This window comes from Pseudomonas sp. RSB 5.4 (genome assembly GCF_037126175.1).
GTDB classification, from domain to species: Bacteria; Pseudomonadota; Gammaproteobacteria; order Pseudomonadales; family Pseudomonadaceae; genus Aquipseudomonas; species Aquipseudomonas fluorescens_H.
This window is the reverse complement of record NZ_CP146986.1, coordinates 470,007-488,737: the sequence shown is the minus strand read 5'-3', so window position 1 is coordinate 488,737 and position 18,731 is coordinate 470,007. Positions and strand designations below refer to the sequence as shown.

At 61.5% G+C, this 18,731-nt stretch carries 12 protein-coding genes; 8 read left to right on the top strand and 4 right to left on the bottom strand.

Annotation, left to right across the window (positions count from 1 at the left end; translation table 11 throughout):
• Positions 1–83: 83 nt before the first annotated feature.
• Entirely contained in the window at positions 84–566 is a 483-nt protein-coding gene (locus tag V9L13_RS02095; RefSeq protein WP_045122362.1) for a sigma-70 family RNA polymerase sigma factor, read from the bottom strand.
• 323 nt (positions 567–889) lie between these two features.
• On the opposite strand from V9L13_RS02095, the gene V9L13_RS02090 reads away from it, so the two are divergent.
• Genes V9L13_RS02090 through V9L13_RS02080 form a run of 3 tightly spaced genes read left to right on the top strand, consistent with a single transcriptional unit; the run spans position 890 to position 5,429 of the window.
• Complete coding sequence (locus tag V9L13_RS02090; RefSeq protein WP_003223449.1) at positions 890–2,053, top strand: efflux RND transporter periplasmic adaptor subunit; 1,164 nt, start codon at positions 890–892, stop codon at positions 2,051–2,053.
• Positions 2,054–4,027 (top strand): MacB family efflux pump subunit, encoded by a 1,974-nt coding sequence (locus V9L13_RS02085; RefSeq protein WP_338801312.1) that lies wholly within the window; start codon positions 2,054–2,056, stop codon positions 4,025–4,027. It begins immediately after the preceding gene.
• A 7-nt stretch (positions 4,028–4,034) separates the two neighbouring features.
• Positions 4,035–5,429: an efflux transporter outer membrane subunit gene (locus V9L13_RS02080; RefSeq protein WP_338801311.1), complete on the top strand. Its 1,395-nt coding sequence runs from the start codon at positions 4,035–4,037 to the stop codon at positions 5,427–5,429.
• Positions 5,430–5,620: 191 nt separating this feature from the next.
• Here the strand turns inward: V9L13_RS02080 and V9L13_RS02075 are convergent, their stop codons facing one another.
• A complete protein-coding gene (locus V9L13_RS02075) occupies positions 5,621–7,246 on the bottom strand; it encodes a PvdJ/PvdD/PvdP-like protein (RefSeq protein ID WP_338801310.1) in 1,626 nt (541 codons plus the stop codon).
• A 207-nt stretch (positions 7,247–7,453) separates the two neighbouring features.
• On the opposite strand from V9L13_RS02075, the gene pvdM reads away from it, so the two are divergent.
• The 5 genes from pvdM (at position 7,454) to V9L13_RS02050 (ending at position 15,384) form a co-directional block, all read left to right on the top strand.
• Positions 7,454–8,824, top strand: coding sequence for a pyoverdine-tailoring dipeptidase-like protein PvdM (gene pvdM, locus V9L13_RS02070; protein ID WP_003223442.1), 1,371 nt, complete (start codon positions 7,454–7,456; stop codon positions 8,822–8,824).
• Positions 8,821–10,107 carry an aminotransferase class V-fold PLP-dependent enzyme gene (locus V9L13_RS02065; protein ID WP_338801309.1) on the top strand — a complete coding sequence of 429 codons (1,287 nt, stop codon included), beginning with the start codon at positions 8,821–8,823 and terminating at the stop codon, positions 10,105–10,107. Before pvdM ends, V9L13_RS02065 begins: the two co-directional genes overlap by 4 nt.
• Positions 10,108–10,143: 36 nt before the next feature.
• Entirely contained in the window at positions 10,144–11,031 is an 888-nt protein-coding gene (locus V9L13_RS02060) for a formylglycine-generating enzyme family protein (RefSeq protein ID WP_338801308.1), read from the top strand.
• A 108-nt stretch (positions 11,032–11,139) separates the two neighbouring features.
• Positions 11,140–12,789, top strand: a complete 1,650-nt coding sequence (locus tag V9L13_RS02055; protein ID WP_262142354.1) for a cyclic peptide export ABC transporter — start codon at positions 11,140–11,142, stop codon at positions 12,787–12,789.
• Between the two features lie 114 nt (positions 12,790–12,903).
• Positions 12,904–15,384, top strand: a complete 2,481-nt coding sequence (locus V9L13_RS02050) for a TonB-dependent receptor (protein WP_226501897.1) — start codon at positions 12,904–12,906, stop codon at positions 15,382–15,384.
• An 874-nt stretch (positions 15,385–16,258) separates the two neighbouring features.
• Here the strand turns inward: V9L13_RS02050 and V9L13_RS02045 are convergent.
• Both V9L13_RS02045 and V9L13_RS02040 read right to left on the bottom strand, forming a co-directional pair.
• Positions 16,259–17,560, bottom strand: a complete 1,302-nt coding sequence (locus V9L13_RS02045; protein ID WP_080593282.1) for an IS4 family transposase — start codon at positions 17,558–17,560, stop codon at positions 16,259–16,261.
• Between the two features lie 174 nt (positions 17,561–17,734).
• The gene (locus V9L13_RS02040) at positions 17,735–18,691 is read right to left on the bottom strand and encodes an alpha/beta hydrolase (protein WP_338801307.1); all 957 of its coding nucleotides are present in this window, start codon (positions 18,689–18,691) and stop codon (positions 17,735–17,737) included.
• Positions 18,692–18,731 lie beyond the last annotated feature (40 nt).

The window sequence follows — 18,731 nt, the reverse complement described above, 5'->3', positions numbered from 1 at the left end:
TGGCCTGACCGGCCTGAAACAGGTCAGCAGGTCGTCTGTTGAGTAGGAACGAGGACGATGAAAGGAAATTTAACCAGCGAGGATCAATGGGCATCCCATTGTTTGATTCGCAACCGGCAATGCTTCATGGCATTGACGATATGTTTTTCCACCAACGCCTTGGAGATCCCGAGGGTCGCGGCAATTTCGGGGTGGGACAGGCCTTCGATCTTGCGCAGCAAAAAGCTGTCGCGGCACAACGGCGGCAACTCCGCCAGCGCACGCTGGAGCATTTCCAGACGCTGGCCGTGATCGAGGGTGCCATGGGGTGACGGGGTGAAATAGCGCTCTTCGCTGTCGAGCACATCAAGCGACTCGACCTGACGCAGGGCATTGCGCCGATGATCATCGATGACCAGGTTCAGGGCGGTGCGATAGAGAAACGCCCGGGGTTGCTCGATGGGCGTGTCGCTGGAACGTTCCAGCACCCGCAAATAAGCGTCATGCACCACATCTTCGGCAACCTGACGGTTGCCCAGCCTGGCGTTCAGGAAACACACCAGCTCCCGATAGTAGTTTTCCAACATGACTCCCGACCGCATCGATGCAGTTCCTGTCCTTGAGCACACGGATTCCGCCGCCCGCGATCCGCAGTAGCAAGATGGTGGCAACTTGAGTTGCGTAATTTATAGTAATTCTCATATAGATTTAAAGAGCTGTTTCCACATCCGGGCCAAATAGTCCTCTGCGGCTACCTGTTACTTGATGTGTGCGCACTTAAATTCCCTTGCGCACTCATCGTTTACAGGACAGCTCCCCGTATCTGTCGCGCCTTGCGACAGCGTTCAACCCCCGCGCACTGCGCCGCCGCGGTTGAACGACGGGCCGAACCTACTGGCCGGAACCCTGCATGAAACGTCCCCGCTCCGCCCGACGCGCCCTGTTTGCCGCCCTTTGTCTGATTCCCGTGATCGCCGTTGCCGCGTGGCAGGTTTTGCCGCCCGGGCGGGACGCCCTCGCCACCGTTCAGGTGACCCGCAGCAATATCGAAAACAGCGTGACCGCATTGGGCACTTTGCAGCCGCGTCGTTATGTGGATGTCGGCGCGCAGGCTTCCGGGCAGATCCAGAAGATCCATGTCGAGGCTGGCGATACGGTCAAGGAAGGCCAGTTGCTGGTGGAGATCGACCCCTCCACGCAAAAAGCCAAACTCGATGCCGGGCGTTTCTCGATCGAAAACCTCAAGGCGCAACTGCAGGAGCAGCGCGCCCAGCACGATCTCGCACAGCAGAAATACCAGCGCCAGCAGAAGCTCGCCGCCGGTGGCGCGACCCGTGAAGAAGATGTGCAGACCGCACGCGCCGAAGTTCGCGCGACCCAGGCGCGCATCGACATGTTCCAGGCGCAGATCCGCCAGGCCCAGGCGAGCCTGCGCAGCGACGAGGCCGAGCTCGGCTACACACGCATTTATGCACCGATGAGCGGCACGGTGGTGGCCGTCGGCGCGCGGGAAGGCCAGACACTCAATGCGCAGCAACAGACACCGTTGATCCTGCGCATCGCGCGGCTATCGCCAATGACGGTCTGGGCCGAGGTTTCCGAAGCGGACATTGGTCACGTCAAACCCGGCATGACCGCCTACTTCACCACCCTCAGTGGTGGCAGCCGGCGCTGGAACAGCACTGTGCGGCAGATTCTGCCGGTGCCGCCGCGCCCTCTCGAACAGAATCAGGGCGGCAGCCCCACCAGTGGTCGCAGCGGCAGCGAACGGGTGGTGCTGTACACCGTGCTGCTCGATGTCGACAACGCTGACAACAGCCTGATGACCGACATGACTGCGCAGGTGTTCTTTGTCGCGCAACAGGCCAGGGACACCCTGACCGTACCAAGCGCCGCCCTGCAGCCAGGCACGCGGGCGCAGTGGCAACGGGCGCAGGTCGTTGCCGCCAACGGCGAAATCCAGTCCCGCGACGTGCGAACCGGCATCAGCGATCGCCTGCGCACGCAAGTGCTCGAAGGTCTGGTCGAGGGCGATCACGTCCTCAGCGCTCCGGCCACCGGCAGCGGAGGCTGAATGCAAACGCCCCTGATTGACCTGCGGCAGATCCGCAAATCCTACGGCGGCAATGACAGTCCGCTGGTGGAGGTGTTGCGCGGCATCGATCTGTCGATTCATGCCGGCGAGTTCGTGGCCATCGTCGGCGCGTCCGGTTCCGGCAAATCGACGCTGATGAACATCCTTGGCTGCCTCGATCGCCCTACCAGCGGCGAATATCGTTTTGCCGGTGAAGATGTCGCGCAACTGGACACCGACGAACTGGCGTGGCTGCGCCGCGAGGCGTTCGGTTTCGTGTTCCAGGGCTATCACCTGATTCCGTCCGGCTCCGCCCAGGAAAACGTCGAGATGCCGGCCATCTACGCCGGCACTCCGGCAGCGGAGCGCCACGCGCGGGCCAGCGCATTGCTGGAGCGACTCGGCCTGGCCAGTCGCACCGGCAACCGCCCGCATCAACTCTCCGGCGGTCAGCAGCAGCGCGTGTCGATTGCCCGGGCGCTGATGAACGGCGGCCACATCATTCTCGCCGACGAACCCACCGGCGCCCTCGACAGCCACAGCGGCGCCGAGGTCATGACCTTGCTCGACGAACTCGCCAGTCAGGGCCATGTGGTGATTCTCATCACCCACGACCGCGAAGTGGCGCAACGGGCCAAACGCATCATCGAAATCCGCGACGGCCTGATCATCAGCGACACCGCCGAGCATCCGTCAGCCGCACCCCGTACCGCCAACCCCGGCGCCCTGCAAGCGGTCGATCTGCGCCAGCGCCTGAGCGCCGGCAGTACCCAGACCGGCGCCTGGAAAGGCGAACTGGTGGATGCGGTGCAAGCCGCCTGGCGAGTCATGTGGATCAATCGGTTTCGCACCGCGCTGACGCTGCTCGGCATCGTCATCGGCGTGGCTTCGGTGGTGGTGATGCTGGCGGTTGGCGAGGGCAGCAAACGCCAGGTGATGGCGCAGATGGGCGCCTTCGGTTCCAACATCATTTATCTGAGCGGCGCCGCGCCCAACCCGCGCACGCCACCGGGGATCATCACGCTCGATGACGTCGCCGAGCTGGCCGCCCTGCCCCAGGTCGAACGCATCATGCCGGTCAACGGCTCGACCGCCGGCGTGCGCTTCGGCAACGCCGATCACAGCAGTTATGTCGGTGGCAACGACACCAACTTCCCGATCATCTTCAACTGGCCGGTGGTCCAGGGCAGTTACTTCACCCAGGCCGACGAAGACAGTGCCGCCGCTGTGGCGGTAATCGGTACCAAAGTGCGCGACAAGTTGCTCAAGGATGTCGCCGATCCGATCGGCCAGTACATCCTGATCGAAAACGTGCCGTTCCAGATCCTCGGCGTTCTCGCCGAAAAAGGCTCAAGCTCGGGCGACTCGGACAGCGACAATCGCATCGCGGTGCCCTACTCCGCGGCCAGCATGCGTCTGTTCGGCAGCCGCAATCCGGAATACGTGGTGATCGCCGCCAGGGATGCGCGCAAGGTCAAGGACGCCGAACAGGCCATCGAACAAGCGATGCTGCGCCGGCACAACGGCAAGAAGGACTTCGAACTCACCAACAACGCCGCGATGATCCAGGCCGAGGCGCGCACCCAAGGCACGCTGTCGCTGATGCTCGGCGCCATTGCTGCCATTTCGCTGCTGGTGGGCGGTATCGGCGTGATGAACATCATGCTCATGACCGTGCGCGAACGCACCCGGGAAATCGGCATTCGTATGGCCACCGGCGCCCGTCAGCGCGACATCCTGCGCCAGTTTCTCACCGAAGCGGTGATGCTTTCGGTGGTCGGTGGCATCGCCGGCATCAGCTTGGCAATGCTGGTCGGCGGCGTCCTGATGTTCAGTGGCGTGGCGATCGCGTTTCAATGGCTGGCTGTGCTGGGCGCCTTTGCCTGCGCACTGGTCACCGGTGTCATCTTCGGCTTCATGCCTGCCCGCAAGGCCGCCCGGCTCGATCCGGTCACGGCCCTTACCAGTGAATGATCGATCTATGAAAGCGCCACTGACCCTCCTCGCCGCCAGCCTGATGCTGGCGGCCTGCAGCAGCCCTGCGCCACGCCCCGACAGCGGCGTGCAGCCACCGCCCGCCTGGCAGTCGCCGGATCATCCCGGTGCGGTGCAGAGCAACCGCCAATGGTGGACGCAGTTCGGCAGCCCCGAACTCGATCGACTGGTCGAACAGGCACGCCTCGGCAGCCATGACCTCGGCGCCGCGGTGGCCCGGGTCAGGCAGGCGCAGGCCAGCGCGACGATTGCCGGCGCCCCGCTACTGCCGGAAATCAAGGCCGGACTGAATGCCAATCGGCAGAAACTGTTGCACGGCAAGGGCTACAGCCAACTGGACGTGAACCCCGACAAGCGTTCGCTGGATTACTACGACGCGGAGCTGAGCGCCAGTTACGAAATTGATTTCTGGGGTGGCAAACGCGCCGCCCGCGACAGCGCGGTGTTCGGCGTGCAAGCCAGCGAGTTCGATCGCGCCACCGTCGAACTGACCCTGCAAAGCGGCGTTGCCACCAGCTACACCCAGGCCCTGGCGTTGCGTGAGCAGGCGCGCATCGCCGAACTCAATCTGGCCAACGCGCAAAACGTATTGCACCTGGTGCAAACCCGCTTCGACGCCGGCAGCGCCACCGCACTGGAACTGGCGCAGCAGAAAAGTCTGGTGGCCGAACAACAGCGCAAGTTGCCGCTGGTGCAGCAACAGACACGCGAAGCACTGATCAGCCTTGCCGCCCTGCTCGGCCAACCGGTGCAGACGCTGTCCTCACCTCAACAGTCATTCGAACAATTGCAGTGGCCGAACATCGCCAGTGGCGTGCCCAGCGATCTGCTGAGCCGGCGCCCGGACATCGCCAGCGCCGAAGCCAGACTCGCGGCCGCGCAAGCCGATGTCACCGTGGCCCGGGCGGCCATGCTACCCAAAGTCACCCTCACCGCCAGCCTCGGCACCGGCGCCGATCTGGCGGCGGATCTGCTGCGCACGACGTTCTATAACCTGTCATCCGGGTTGACCGCGCCGATCTTCAACAATGGTCGTCTGAGCGCTGAACGCGACAAGGCCAAGGCCCGTCAGGATGAACTGCTGGAGACGTATCGCGGGGCAATCATCAATGGCTTCGCCGACGTCGAAAAAGCCCTCAGCAGCATTCGCGGCCTCGACGAACAACGGCAATGGCAAAGCGAAGAGCTGAGCCAGGCGCAAACCGCATTCGACATCGCCCAAAGTCGCTATCAGGCCGGTGCCGAAGACTTGCTCACCGTGCTGCAAACCCAGCGCACGCTGTATGCGGCGCAGGACATGAACGTGCAACTGCGCCTGTCGCGCTTGCAGGCCAGCATTGCCTTGTACAAGGCGTTGGGCGGTGGTTGGCAAGTCATCTGACCGTCCCTTATCGACTGTCCCGACGCCTTCGCGAGCAGGCTCGCTCCCACAGGGGTGATGGGGCGCGTCACAGATCGAGGCTCAACGCAGATATCTGTGGGAGCGAGCCTGCTCGCGAAGGCGCCAGGTCAGGCGAAACCAGTCCCTCAGGGCAAAAAAAATCGCAGCTCCGGGCTGCGATTTTTTTGTGCTTAGAGTTGCCGCCCCTTCACCTTCAAATGTCGGGCGTACCACGGTCGCTGCGGCACCTTGCGGAACAGGTCGGCCATGTGGTCTTCATCGCCAAAGGTGATGCGCAGCGCGAGCTTCATGGTTTCCGGGTCCATCTCCACCGAGCGGCCGATCTGCAGGCCCGGCACGGTACTGCAGCCATGGGTGTCCGGCCCCAACCACGGATCGTCGACTTCAACCCAGCGCCCCGGGGCAAACCACGGCACGCCATTGACCTCCAGGCGACTGACTTCGCCCGGGTGAAAACGCTCATGGGCGCGAAACCAGTCTTCGAGGCGATCATCGATCCAGCCGTGAAAACGCCAGAACACCGGGTTCACATGGGAGGAAAACGGGTCGCCGAGAAAGTCGTTTTCCGGGGCGTACCAACGCGCGGCAAAATCCGCCTGATCGCGCGCCATCGGCACCGGAATATCATTGGACGGGTCGCGTGCCACCGACGCCCAGCGCATATGCAACCAATCGTGCAGGCCCAGCTCTACTTCTGAGCCGAACTGGCCAAGGGTGAGTTTCGATAAGTATCGCGGGTCGCGGTACTGCGATTCCCAGACCTGGAAATTGCTGTGGTAAGTCTCGGCCGCCTTGATGTCGCTGACCCACTGGGTGTACTCATCATCGCCGTCGGTCACCCAGGTCGGCGGCAAGGCGTTGCCGTCGTGGTTGTCGAAGTAGCGGGCGAAGCCCTGACGGTCGCGTTCCAGTTCCGGTTGCGGCATGGGGAACGCCGGCCACGACGGCAAGTCCTGCATCGAGCGGGCCTTGCCCAGCATGTGCCGGTGCATGAAGAAAAAGTCGATGCCCGAACCATTGCGATCCTTGCGTGGCCCGCGGGCATCCCGTTCCTTGTCGCGCGGCCCGGGTTGCCAGCCGATTCCGCGCAGGGCCTCGCGTTTTTTCTCCGAGAGTTTGTGCCACTTGTCACGGGTCGCATGCCAGAGCTGGTGGAACAAGCGATGTTCCGGAGCGACCAGCCACGCCAACAGTGTCGGGTTCAATCCAGTGCGTTCGCGAGCCTCGGGAAAGCGTCGTTTGATAGCGATGAAATGGTTGTCGAGTTCCGGCAAGCCCAACGGTCGATCCAGGCGCAACACCTGCCCGGTAAGCGTGCCACTGCCGGCATTGCCGAACGCCGCCCAGACTTCGTCCAGTTTGACTTTGAATTCATAGACTGGCGCCGCTTGCGGCGCATCGGTGCGCAGCAGCCGCCAGTACATCTCGGCGCCATTGCCCGGCGCCAGATCGCCAATCACCTGATAACGCGCCGGCGCGTCAGAACGCAGATTGGCCCCGGTATCGAGGAATCCGCGCAAGCCGCGGCCACGACGGGCAATGTCGAGAAACAATTCCAGACCTTCGTGCGGCAGGCCGTCCAGCCCTGCGGCGGCTCCGCTGAAACGGATATCCCACACGCCGCGCAGGTTGTCCGCCAACTGCTGACCGGCCGTGTCGGCCAGATCCACTGTGGCCTCTCCCGGTGTGATCGGAAACTCCTCACGGGTCAGCTCACGATGTGCATAAAAAGCGGCAGGCAGCGCGGCGCCCGTAAGTGCCATGCCCGCCATGAACCAGCGTCGAGAGATCGTCATTGCCCTACCTGTGTCAGCCATGAAGCAGGCTTTATCCAAGCTAGAACGTTTGCTCGCCGGGGAAATTTATGGCCCTGGCAAAAGATCGCAACACGCCATCAACGCTTTTCACCCGCACCCCTAAATTACCCGTCCGGTCACTCGTTCCTCCCAGATAGCAAAGGCCCCTGCGCCTGCACTTCGACGGCGAACCTGAATGAGATGGCAATGACAAAACCGCGTTCGAAAAAGGCTCTATTTATCGGCCTGCCGCTGGCCTTGGCGATCAGCGCCGGCGCAGGGTTTCTGGCCTGGGATTACTGGTTTCGGGACAACCCCGGCTATCCGGTCAAAGTGATGAAACAGGCAACCGAGCTGCAGGATCGCATCCTCTCGTTCGACAGCCACATCACCGTGCCCCTGAGTTTCGGCGCGCACGGCAACGAAGCCGACAAGGACGGCTCGGGCCAGTTCGACCTGATCAAGGCCAATCGCGGTCGCTTGTCCGGCGCGGCACTGACCGTGTTCGGCTGGCCGGAAATGTGGAACGGCCCGAATGCGCCGCATCGCCCGACCGAGGGCTTTGTCGAGGAAGCGCGCAACCAGCAGGAAGTGCGCTACAAAATCATTTCCGGGATGGTCCGCGACTTTCCCAATCAGGTTGGCATCGCCTACACCCCGGATGATTTCCGCCGCCTGCATGGCGAAGGCAAGTTTGCGATTTTCATCAGCATGCTCAACGCCTACCCGCTGGGCAACGACCTGAGCAAACTGGACCTGTGGGCCGGGCGCGGCATGCGCATGTTCGGCTTCAGCTACATCGGCAACAACAGCTGGGCCGACTCGTCGCGCCCGCTACCGTTTTTCAATGATTCCCCCGATGCCCTCGACGGTCTTTCGGACATCGGCAAGCAAGCGGTGCACCGCTTGAACGATCTGGGCGTGATCATCGACGTCTCGCAGATGTCGACCAAGGGCCTGGAACAGGTCGCACAACTGAGCCGCACACCGCTGGTGGCTTCGCACTCGGCGCCACGGGCGGCGGTGGATATTCCGCGCAACCTCAGCGACAAGGAATTGCAGCTGATCAAGAACAGCGGCGGCGTGGTGCAGGTGGTCGGGTTCTCGCAATACCTCAAACCGCTGACCCAAGGCACCCAGGACAAACTCAACGCACTGCGCGCGCGCTTCGACCTGCCGCCGTTGCCGAACCTGGCCATGGCGCTGATGCCGGGCGATCCGATCATCACTGCCTGGTCCGAACAGAAACTCGGCCAGTACGCCAGCGGCCTCTACGCGATCCTTGAAGAAGAACCGAAAGCGACCCTCAAGGACCTCGGTGACGCCATCGATTACACCGTGCGCAAAATCGGTATCGACCATGTCGGTATCGCTTCGGACTTCAACGACGGCGGCGGTATCAAGGGTTGGGAAAACGTCGGGGAGATCCGCAACGTCACCGCCGAACTGATCCAGCGCGGCTACTCCGAAGCAGATATCGCCAAACTATGGGGCGGCAACTTCATGCGCGTCTGGGATCAGGTGCAGAAAGCGGCCAAACCTGCGTTGATCTCCCGCCAGGACAGCGCCCAGCCATGACCGACCGCCGCACGTTTCTGAAACAGGCAGGCGTGGTCGCCGCCGCCCTGCCGTTTGGCACAACGCTCGCTGCGCCAGCAATGGCCGCACCCGCCGCCGTGCCTTCCGGGAGCAAATGGACGCAGTTGCGCCAGTTGTTCGATCAGGATCCGCAGGCGATTCACTTCGCCAACTTTCTGGTCACCTCCCACCCCAAACCCGTGCGCGAGGCCATCGCACGCCATCGTGCAGCGCTGGATCTGAACCCGGGCCTGGCCATGGACTGGGATTTGGGCGTCACCGAAAAGCGCGAAGACAATGTGCGGGTCTGGGCCGGCAAATACCTGCAGGCCAAACCGAGCCAGATCGCCCTCACCGGCAGCACCACCGAAGGCCTGGCGATGATTTACGGCGGCGTGCATGTGCGCCCGGATCAGGAAATCCTCACCACCGAGCACGAGCACTATTCGACCCGCAACATCCTCGATTTCCGCACCCGCCGCGATGGCACCCGGGTGCGAAAACTCAAGCTGTTCGAAACCCCGCAAAGCATTTCGCTGGATCAGGTGCTCGACACCATCAACCGCAACATCCGCCCTGAAACCCGCGTGTTGGGGATGACCTGGGTGCATTCGGGCAGTGGCGTGAAATTGCCGATCGGCGACATTTCGCGACTGGTCGATGAGCACAACCGTCAGCGCGAAGATCAGGACCGATTGATTTACGTGGTCGACGGTGTGCACGGCTTCGGCGTCGATGATCTGAGTTTCCCGCAGATGAACTGCGACTTTTTCATTGCCGGCACCCACAAATGGATGTTCGGCCCGCGCGGCACCGGCATCGTCTGCAGCCGCAGTGAAGAAGTGAAATACGTCAGCCCGAGCGTGCCGACGTTCTCCGAAGCCACGACGTTCGCCACCACCATGACCCCGGGCGGCTACCACGCTTTCGAACACCGCTGGGCACTGGACGAGGCCTTCAAGCTGCATCTGCAATTGGGCAAGGCCGACGTTCAGGCACGCATTCATCAGCTCAACAGCTATCTGAAAGAGCGCTTGCGGGAGCACGCGAACATCGAACTGGTGACCCCGCTCGATCCGCAGTTTTCCGCCGGTTTCACGTTCTTCCGGGTCAAGGGCCAGGACAGCGACGAGGTCGCCGCCTACCTGATGAACCAGCGGGTGATCTGCGACGCCGTCAGCCGTGATGTAGGCCCGGTGATCCGCACCGCCCCCGGGCTGCTCAACAGCGAAGCCGAAGTCGACCGGTTCATGGACATCCTCGGCAAAAAACTGCGTGCCTGAACGCTCGCCCCCGGTTTCCTTTCACAGAGACGACTCATGAAAAAGCCTCACGCCTCATTCACCTTCCAGGCCCTCCCCGCACTGGTCCTGACCGCGCTCTGCGCCGGCCTGTTGCCCGGTGCCGCCCAGGCTGCGACCCCGCCCGCTCCGGGCAAAGTGTTCAAGGACTGCAAGGACTGCCCGGAAATGGTGGTGCTGCCCACTGGCAGCTTCACCATGGGCACCCCGGAAGACGAAGTCGGCCGCGAGCCGGATGAAGGTCCGCGCCACGTGGTGACCTTCAGCAAACCGTTCGCCATCAGCCGTTTCCAGGTACTGGTCGGCGAATGGGACGCGTATGTGCGCGATACCGGCAACAAGCCCTACGACTTCGATGATCGCCCGGGCCGCCGCTGCACCGCCGGCAAACCGGAGTTCAAGCAGACCGCGCGCGACCCGGCCGTGTGCATGAACGTGGCCGAAGCTCAGGGCTATATCGATTGGCTGTCGAAAAAGACCGGCCACAGCTATCGCCTGCAAAGCGAATCGATCCGCGAATACGCCGCCCGTGGCGGCAGCACCGGGCCCTTCCCGTTCCCGTTCGATGAAGGCAACAACTACCAGATTTCCAAACACGCCAACACCTATGGCGCCGCCGACGGCTACAACTTCACCTCGCCGGCCGGGACCTTTCCGGCCAACGCTTTCGGCGTGTACGACGCCCACGGCAACGTCTATGAGTGGACCGCCGATTGCTATCACAAGGACTATTCCGGGGTACCCGACGACGGTCGCCCGTGGGTGCAGGAACACTGTGAACGCCAGGTCATGCGCGGCAACGACTGGGGCGAAGCGCCGGTGTTCTCTCGTTCCGGCAACCGCAACAGCAGCTGGCCGACCAGCAAGGGTGACTGGCTCGGTTTCCGCGTAGTGCGTGACCTCTGATCCTGCCCGCCACGACCGCAGCCCGTCTGCGGTCGTTTAAAGAAACTCCGTGACCATTCGTTTTCCTTAAGTACCGGCACTCCCTCCGCACCGAAGCAGGAATCCTCCATGACCAAGCCTACGCGTGGGGCGATCAACGAATTGTTCGCCCTGCTCAAGCCCTTCCGCCTGATCGTCTCTGTGTCCATCGTGCTCGGCATGATCGGTGGCCTGAGCGTCACCGTGCTGCTGGCGACCATCAACAATGCCTTGCACTCCGATGACGGCCTGACCCGCACGGTGGTCATGATCTTCGCCGGCCTCTGCGCCGTGGCGTTGCTGACGACGATTCTGTCGGACATCGGCACCAACTATGTCGGCCAGCACATCATTGCCAGGTTGCGCAAGGAACTGGGGGAGAAAGTGCTGTCGGCGCCGATCGACCAGATCGAACGCTATCGCAGTCACCGCTTGATCCCGGTGCTGACCCACGACGTCGACACCATCAGCGACTTCGCCTTCGCCTTTGCGCCGCTGGCGATCTCCATGACCGTCACCCTGGGCTGCCTCGGTTACCTGGCGATGCTGTCCTGGCCGATGTTCCTGATGATGCTGGTGGCCATCGCCATCGGCACCACGATTCAGGCGATTGCCCGGGCCAAGGGCATGCGCGGGTTCTACGCCGCGCGCGACTCCGAAGACGAACTGCAAAAGCACTACAACGCGATTGCCGAAGGGGCCAAGGAACTGCGTATCCACCGCCCGCGGCGCCAGCGCATGTTTGTCGCCGGCATTCAGAAAACCGCGGAAAAGATCTGCGACACCCAGATCAAATCCATCAACACCTTCGTGATCGCCAAGTCGTTCGGCTCGATGCTGTTCTTCGTGGTGATCGGCATGGCTCTGGCGCTGCAATCCTTCTGGCCGAGCGGCGACAAAGCGGTCATGAGTGGATTTGTACTGGTGCTGCTGTACATGAAAGGCCCGCTGGAGCATCTGGTCAGCACCTTGCCGATCATCAGCCGCGCACAGATTGCGTTCCGCCGGATTGCCGAGCTGAGCGAACAGTTTTCCTCGCCGGAACCGCACCTGCTACTGGAAGACACGGGCAGCAAAGCGGCAGCCGTCAACAGCCTGGAGCTGCGCAACGTGCGCTACGCATTCCCGGCGGTGGAAGGCAGCGAACCGTTCCGTCTGGGACCGGTCAACCTGCGCATCGAACAAGGCGACATCGTGTTCATCGTCGGTGAAAACGGTTGTGGCAAAACCACGTTGATCAAATTGCTGCTCGGCCTGTACGCACCGACCGAAGGCGAAATCCGCGTCAACGATCAAGCAATCACCGCACTCAACCGCGATGACTACCGACAGAACTTCACCACGATCTTTGCCGATTACTACCTGTTCGACGACCTGATCCAGGGCGATCGTCAGGTGCCGCAGGACGCCACCCGCTACCTCGAGCGTCTGGAAATTGCGCACAAGGTCAGCGTGCGCGACGGCGCCTTCAGCACCACCGATCTGTCCACCGGCCAGCGCAAACGCCTGGCGCTGGTCAACGCCTGGCTCGAAGAGCGCCCGGTGCTGGTGTTCGATGAATGGGCGGCGGATCAGGATCCGACGTTCCGACGGATTTTCTACACCGAGTTGCTGCCCGACCTCAAACGCCTGGGCAAGACCATCATCGTGATTTCCCATGATGACCGTTACTTCGACGTTGCCGACCAACTGGTGCGCATGGAGGCCGGAAAGGTCAAAAGCGAACTGCAGACCGCTTGAAACACGGGGCCGCGGCCAGACCGGAAAAATAGTTTTCCGGTTTGCCGCGGCTTCCTCGTCTTAATGAGATGAATAAGAACCATTAACAACTATACCTGCCAAGGTCTTAACCTCATGTCCGCATCCCGTTTCATGCTTCGCCCCCTGACTCGAGCCCTGTTGATGCAGGGCGTCACACGTTCGCGACTGGCCGGCACCGGTCTCGGTCTGGCACTGACCGTTGCTGCCACCCCGTATGTCCAGGCGCAGGAATGGACACTGAACATTCCGGCCCAGCCACTGGCACAGGCTCTGCAGACCCTCAGCCAACAGACCAGCCTGCAAATCATCTACAGCCCGGAAAGCCTGCAAGGTCTGCGCTCCAGCGCGCTCAGCGGGCGCTATCAGGGTGATGATTCGCTTAACGCGATCCTCAAAGGCACCGGCATTCGCTATCAGCGTGACGGCAACACCGTGACCGTGCTCGGCCCGGCCACCGGCGATACCATGGAACTGGCGCCGACCAACGTCAACGCGCAACGCATGAGCGCCACCACCGAAGGCAGCAACTCCTACACCACCGGTGGCGTGACCATTGGCAAGGGCACGCATTCACTGAAAGAAACACCGCAGTCGATCACCGTCATGACGCGCAAGATGCTCGATGACCAGAACCTCAACACCATCGAACAAGTGATGGAGAAGACCCCGGGCATCACCGTTTACGACTCGCCAATGGGCGGCAAGTATTTCTACTCCCGCGGTTTCCGCATGAGCGGCCAGTATCAGTACGACGGCGTACCGCTGGACATCGGCAGCAGCTACGTGCAGGCCGACAGCTTCAACAGCGACATGGCCATCTATGACCGCGTGGAAGTACTGCGTGGCGCCGCCGGCATGATGAAAGGCGCCGGCGGCACCGCCGGTGGCGTCAACTTCGTGCGCAAGCGTGGCGGCGATACCGCCCACACTGAACTCTCGCTGTCGGCAGGCACCTGGGACAACTATCGCGGTCAGGTCGATACCGGTGGCCCGCTGAACGACTCGGGCACCATCCGTGGTCGCGCCGTGGTCACTGAGCAGACCCGTCAATATTTCTATGACGTCGCCAGCCGCAAGGATCAGATCTACTACGGCGCCCTGGACTTCGACCTCAGCCCCGACACCACCCTGGGTGTGGGCGTCGCCTGGGAAGACGTCGACGCCACGCCTTGCTGGGGCGGCCTGCCGCGTTACGCCGACGGCTCCGACCTGCACCTCAAGCGCTCGACCTGCCTGAACACATCCTGGAACAACCAGCGCAGCAAACGCGCCACCTACTTCACTGACCTCAAGCACCAGTTCAATGACGACTGGTCGCTCAAGGTCGCGGGCGTCTACTCGCGCAACACCCAGGACATGGAATACGCATTCCCGAGCGGTGCCGTGCCGGTCGGCGCCACTTCGTCCAGCACCTTGATGCTGGGCAGCACCTACGATTACGACCAGGTCGACTACGGCTTCGATACCTACGTTGACGGAAAATTCGACGCGTTCGGCCAGCAACATGAACTGACCGTCGGCGTAAACGCCAGCCGTTCGAACAAGGACGATTTCTACGCAGTGGCCGCATTGCCACAACGTCAGAACGTGCTGGATCCGAACCACCACATCCCGCAACCGGATGAAAGCTATTACCTGGCCAATGCATCCCGTGGTGGCCCGGTGGACATGCACATCAAGCAATACGGCGCTTACTCCATCGGCCGCTTTAAACTGGCCGATCCGCTGACCCTCGTACTGGGCAGCCGGGTGAGCTGGTACAAGTCCGACACCGACTCGGTGCAGTACTTCCGCGGCGAAGGCACACCGGTCAACACCAAGTCCACCGAGACCGGGCAAGTCACGCCGTTCGCCGGTCTGCTGTTCGACCTCAACGACAACCTGACCGCCTACGCCAGCTACACCGACATCTTCACCCCACAAGGCGCTTACAAGACCATCGATGGCAGCACCCTCAAGCCATTGATCGGCCAGAGCTACGAGTTGGGGATCAAGGGTGAGTGGTTCGACGGTCGTCTGAACAGCTCCTTCAGCCTGTTCCGCACCATTCAGAAAGATGCACAACAGGATGATCCGCGCTGCGAAGACGGCTCTTGCTCGATCAACTCCGGCAAGGTCCGCGCTCAGGGCTTCGAAGCGGAAGTCAGCGGTGAAGTGATTGACCGTCTGCAACTGCTGGCCGGCTACACCTACACCCAGACCAAAGTGCTGGAAGATGCCGACACCACGCTGGACGGCACCGCCTACAACTCTTATGTGCCACGTCACCTGTTGCGCGTCTGGGGTGACTACAGCCTGACCGGCCCGCTGGATCGCGTCACTGTCGGCGCCGGCGTCAACGCGCAGAGCGGCAACTATCGCGTCTCGCCGATTGGCGGTGGCAACATCAACGGTGCCGGTTATGCGGTGTGGAACGGTCGCATCGGCTACAAGATCGACGACACCTGGTCGGTCGCGCTCAACGGTAACAACCTGTTCGACAAGCGTTATTACTCGACCATTGGTACCGAAGGTTTCGGTAACTTTTATGGTGATCCGCGTAATTTCGTGATGTCGGTGAAGGCTGTCTTCTGATTGCTTCGGTTGTGAGAAAGCCCCGCTTTGGCGGGGCTTTTTTTTGGTCTGGTTGGTGTGGGTTGGGGTTGGGATTGGGTGAATATCCGTTTCTTCGGGGGTTGCGGCTGGCGGTTTCGCTCTTACAGCGAGTCACCTTTTCCAAACGCCGAAAAGGTAACCCAAAAGGCTTTGCCCCGGCGTACGGCACTTCGCCTAGGCTCAGTGTTCCCTCGCTACGGTGTCCATCCGGGGGCATCGCCTCCGGTTTGCTTCGCTGCACCTCCTCTCGATGGATGCGGCTTCGCCGCATGGCGCTACGCGCCTAACCCCCGGATGAACACCTACGCTCGGCCTGCCGAAGGGGCTGACGATCAAAAGCCACATCAAAAGCCAAAGCGGATCAAAAGATCACAGCCTTCGGCAGTTCCTACATGGGATTGGGTGTTTTCAGTTAGAGATTGGTTGACTGGCAAGCCGCCTTCGCGAGCAAGCCCGCTCCCACAGTTGGGCCGGGTGCATCAGTTAGAGATTGGTCGGCTCGTAGGCCGCCATCGCCAGCAGGTACAGTTCAGATTGCGTGCTGCCCCCTGCGGCGAAGCCGCCCCACTCAACACAATGAGCGTTAGCTCGAGTACCGCTTTTGATTTTGATCTGAGGGCCCGTCGGCAGGCTGAGTGGAGGGGTTTATCCGGGGGTGGGAGCGCAGCGACCGTTTGGCGAAGCCAAACACAGCGAGAGGAGGTGCAGCGAAGCAAACCGTAGGCGCTGCCCCCCGGATGAATCCCGCAGCGAAGGAACCCGAGCCCAGGCGAGGGCCGAACGTCAGGGCACAGACCTTTTGGTTACTTTTGGGGCGTTTGCCAAAAGTGACCCGCCGTAAGGGCCATCCCTTTCAAGGTCTTTTCGTTTTGGCGGCCTTGATTACCCTGTCCGTTGAAACATGAGCATGCACCGCTGTGCCTTGGACCCACGTTTTGGGCTTGGGCACCTTGGGGCCTCGGGGGCTTTTCGCAACTTGTTTTGGCTGGATGTTTCTGGCTAGTTCCAACAAGCGCTGAGCCAGTTTTTCCGCAGGGATAACGGGAAGGTACTCCGAGGGCAGCGCAATCTGCATTCCCTCATAACCACTCCTGACCTGGACCGCCAAGTGGTAGGTCGAGGCTTCCCAGCCTTCAGGCTGGGTGTCGCGATGGGCTTGTTCGACACTTCGTTTGAGTACGGCCAGGACGTTGTATGCCAATACCGCAGTAGCGAACCCGAGCAAGGCAGCCTTTGGGCTGCCAAGGGTTTCGATTTCACTTTCCAGGATCGCTTCCAGTCGCTGGAACATGCCCTCAATACTCCAGCGGCGGCGATAGAGTTCTGCGATCTGCTGTGCACTGATGCTCTCAGGTAGATTGCTCCAGAACATCAAGCTGCTGTCACCCGAGTCTGTTGGCGAATGAAGCGTCAGTTCCACGCGCCGCCATTGGTAACCGCCTCTGACGTGGATGATCTGCTCGCGCACAGTGCCTGTTTCCACAGCTACGGGCTCTTGCCACTCACCCTCTTGAATCAGGCGTGGGTGCTTGGCTTGCTGACGAATGACAAAGGATGTCTGGACCTGCTCACAAGCTTCCATAACCGGGAGCGTGCAGTAGAGTCGATCAGCCAGCCACACCTGGCCCGGCTCGGCATCAGCCAATAGAGGCAGCACACAAATACGCTCGCTTGCGTAGGCATCCTCACATGCCTGAAGGTCGATGACCTGATCGAGATCGGGGTCGTAGACAACCACCGAAAAGCCAGGACGAGCGGCACCCCGCTCGTGGCGTAGAGCGCCCAGACGTTTCTCAGTGGATGCCAAGTGGTTGCCGTCCACCACCCGAACCTGCCAGCCCGGCAGCATCGTGGTGCAACCCAGCTCTTTGATGGTTGGGGTCAGGCGTTGTGCACAGCCTGTGACCAGCGCGCGCAACAGAGCAGGTTCGGTACGACTGATCTTGTCGTAGAGGGCTGCCAAGCTGACAGGAAGATCTTCCAGTTGCCGAGCGGCGGCGTGCAGGGATGGCTTCAAACCCAATGAAACAAGGGACATCAGCTTGATGATGGTCGAGAACAGTAGTTCACGAGAATACTGCCGTTGCCGATGTTCTTCGAAGACCTGATCGACCCACTCAGGAGCAATAGCCTGCTCCAGCGCCAACTTGGCCATGACGCTGGCAGGTGCTTTTTTTTCGAATCGAGCTAGAACATCGGTCCACATCTTCGGGGGATCCCTGACTGAAATTTCAGGGGATTTTACCTAAGACCTTGAAAGGGATGGCCGTAAGGGCGGAACCCTAGGAGGCCGTAACCGCAGCAACGGATATTCACCCCAACCAAAGCATCACCCCAACAACCGCCCCAACGCCCTGCTCAAATCTTCATGCACCTGCAACACATCAGGCATGACCGCAGCCATACGCAGCAAATCATGGGTCAACCCCGGACAATGTTCGAGCTCAACCCTCACCCCGTGAGCACGCAATTTATCGACATAAGCCTGCCCTTCATCGAGCAACGGATCAAACCCGGCCAACAGCACAATAGCCGGTGCGACCCCACGCAGATCCTCCGTCAGCAACGGTGAAAAACGCCAGTCCAGACAGTCGTGCGGGCTGCGCGCGTAGTGCTGATAGAACCAGTCCAGCGTTTCGTTTTCCAGCAAGTAACCTTCGCCGAACAGCAGACGCGAATCGTGGGGGCGTGAAGCATCGGTGACCGGATAACACAGCAACTGCGCCTTGGGCGCGATGGCTACGGTTTGCGGTTGTACGACTGCCTGTATCGCCAACACGGTGGCCAGTGTGGCGCCAGCGCTGTCGCCGCCGAACGCTACGCGCGTGATGTCGAGGCCGAGGCTTGCGGCGTTTTCCGCCAGCCACGACAAGGCGTCTTCGCCATCTTCCAGGGCTGCAGGAAAACGATGCTCGGGCGCCAGTCGATAACCGACCGACAAAACCGCGCAAGGCGTGCGCTGGCAAAACTCGCGGCACACACCGTCGTGGGAATCGAGGCTGCCGACAACGAATCCGCCACCGTGGAAATACACCAGCACCGGCAGCGGCGTGACGGCGCCGTTCGGCCGATACAGGCGCAACGCCAAAGGCGTGCCGTTCCGGGCTGCCATGTCGATCTGCGTCACCGACAGATCCGAAGGCGCAGCCCAGCGCAGTTGCGCGGTGGTCTGCTCGAAGGTGGCACGGGCCTCGCTCGGGGTCATCTGGTGCATGGCCGGCAGGCCGGCGTCCTGGCTGTCTTGGGCCAGGTCGAGAAAGGCTTCCAGGTCAGGGTGTAACGACATCGCTAAGATCCTTGTATAAGCAAAAAAGGGGCGCGCCTCG

Coding starts and splice junctions, on each gene's coding strand:
- V9L13_RS02080 (WP_338801311.1), top strand. CDS start 4,035: ATGAAAGCGCCACTGACCCTCCTCGCCGCCAGCCTGATGCTGGCGGCC.
- V9L13_RS02045 (WP_080593282.1), bottom strand. CDS start 17,560: ATGGCCAAGTTGGCGCTGGAGCAGGCTATTGCTCCTGAGTGGGTCGAT.
- V9L13_RS02050 (WP_226501897.1), top strand. CDS start 12,904: ATGTCCGCATCCCGTTTCATGCTTCGCCCCCTGACTCGAGCCCTGTTG.
- V9L13_RS02075 (WP_338801310.1), bottom strand. CDS start 7,246: ATGACGATCTCTCGACGCTGGTTCATGGCGGGCATGGCACTTACGGGC.
- V9L13_RS02095 (WP_045122362.1), bottom strand. CDS start 566: ATGTTGGAAAACTACTATCGGGAGCTGGTGTGTTTCCTGAACGCCAGG.
- V9L13_RS02060 (WP_338801308.1), top strand. CDS start 10,144: ATGAAAAAGCCTCACGCCTCATTCACCTTCCAGGCCCTCCCCGCACTG.
- V9L13_RS02040 (WP_338801307.1), bottom strand. CDS start 18,691: ATGTCGTTACACCCTGACCTGGAAGCCTTTCTCGACCTGGCCCAAGAC.
- V9L13_RS02065 (WP_338801309.1), top strand. CDS start 8,821: ATGACCGACCGCCGCACGTTTCTGAAACAGGCAGGCGTGGTCGCCGCC.
- V9L13_RS02055 (WP_262142354.1), top strand. CDS start 11,140: ATGACCAAGCCTACGCGTGGGGCGATCAACGAATTGTTCGCCCTGCTC.
- pvdM (WP_003223442.1), top strand. CDS start 7,454: ATGACAAAACCGCGTTCGAAAAAGGCTCTATTTATCGGCCTGCCGCTG.
- V9L13_RS02090 (WP_003223449.1), top strand. CDS start 890: ATGAAACGTCCCCGCTCCGCCCGACGCGCCCTGTTTGCCGCCCTTTGT.
- V9L13_RS02085 (WP_338801312.1), top strand. CDS start 2,054: ATGCAAACGCCCCTGATTGACCTGCGGCAGATCCGCAAATCCTACGGC.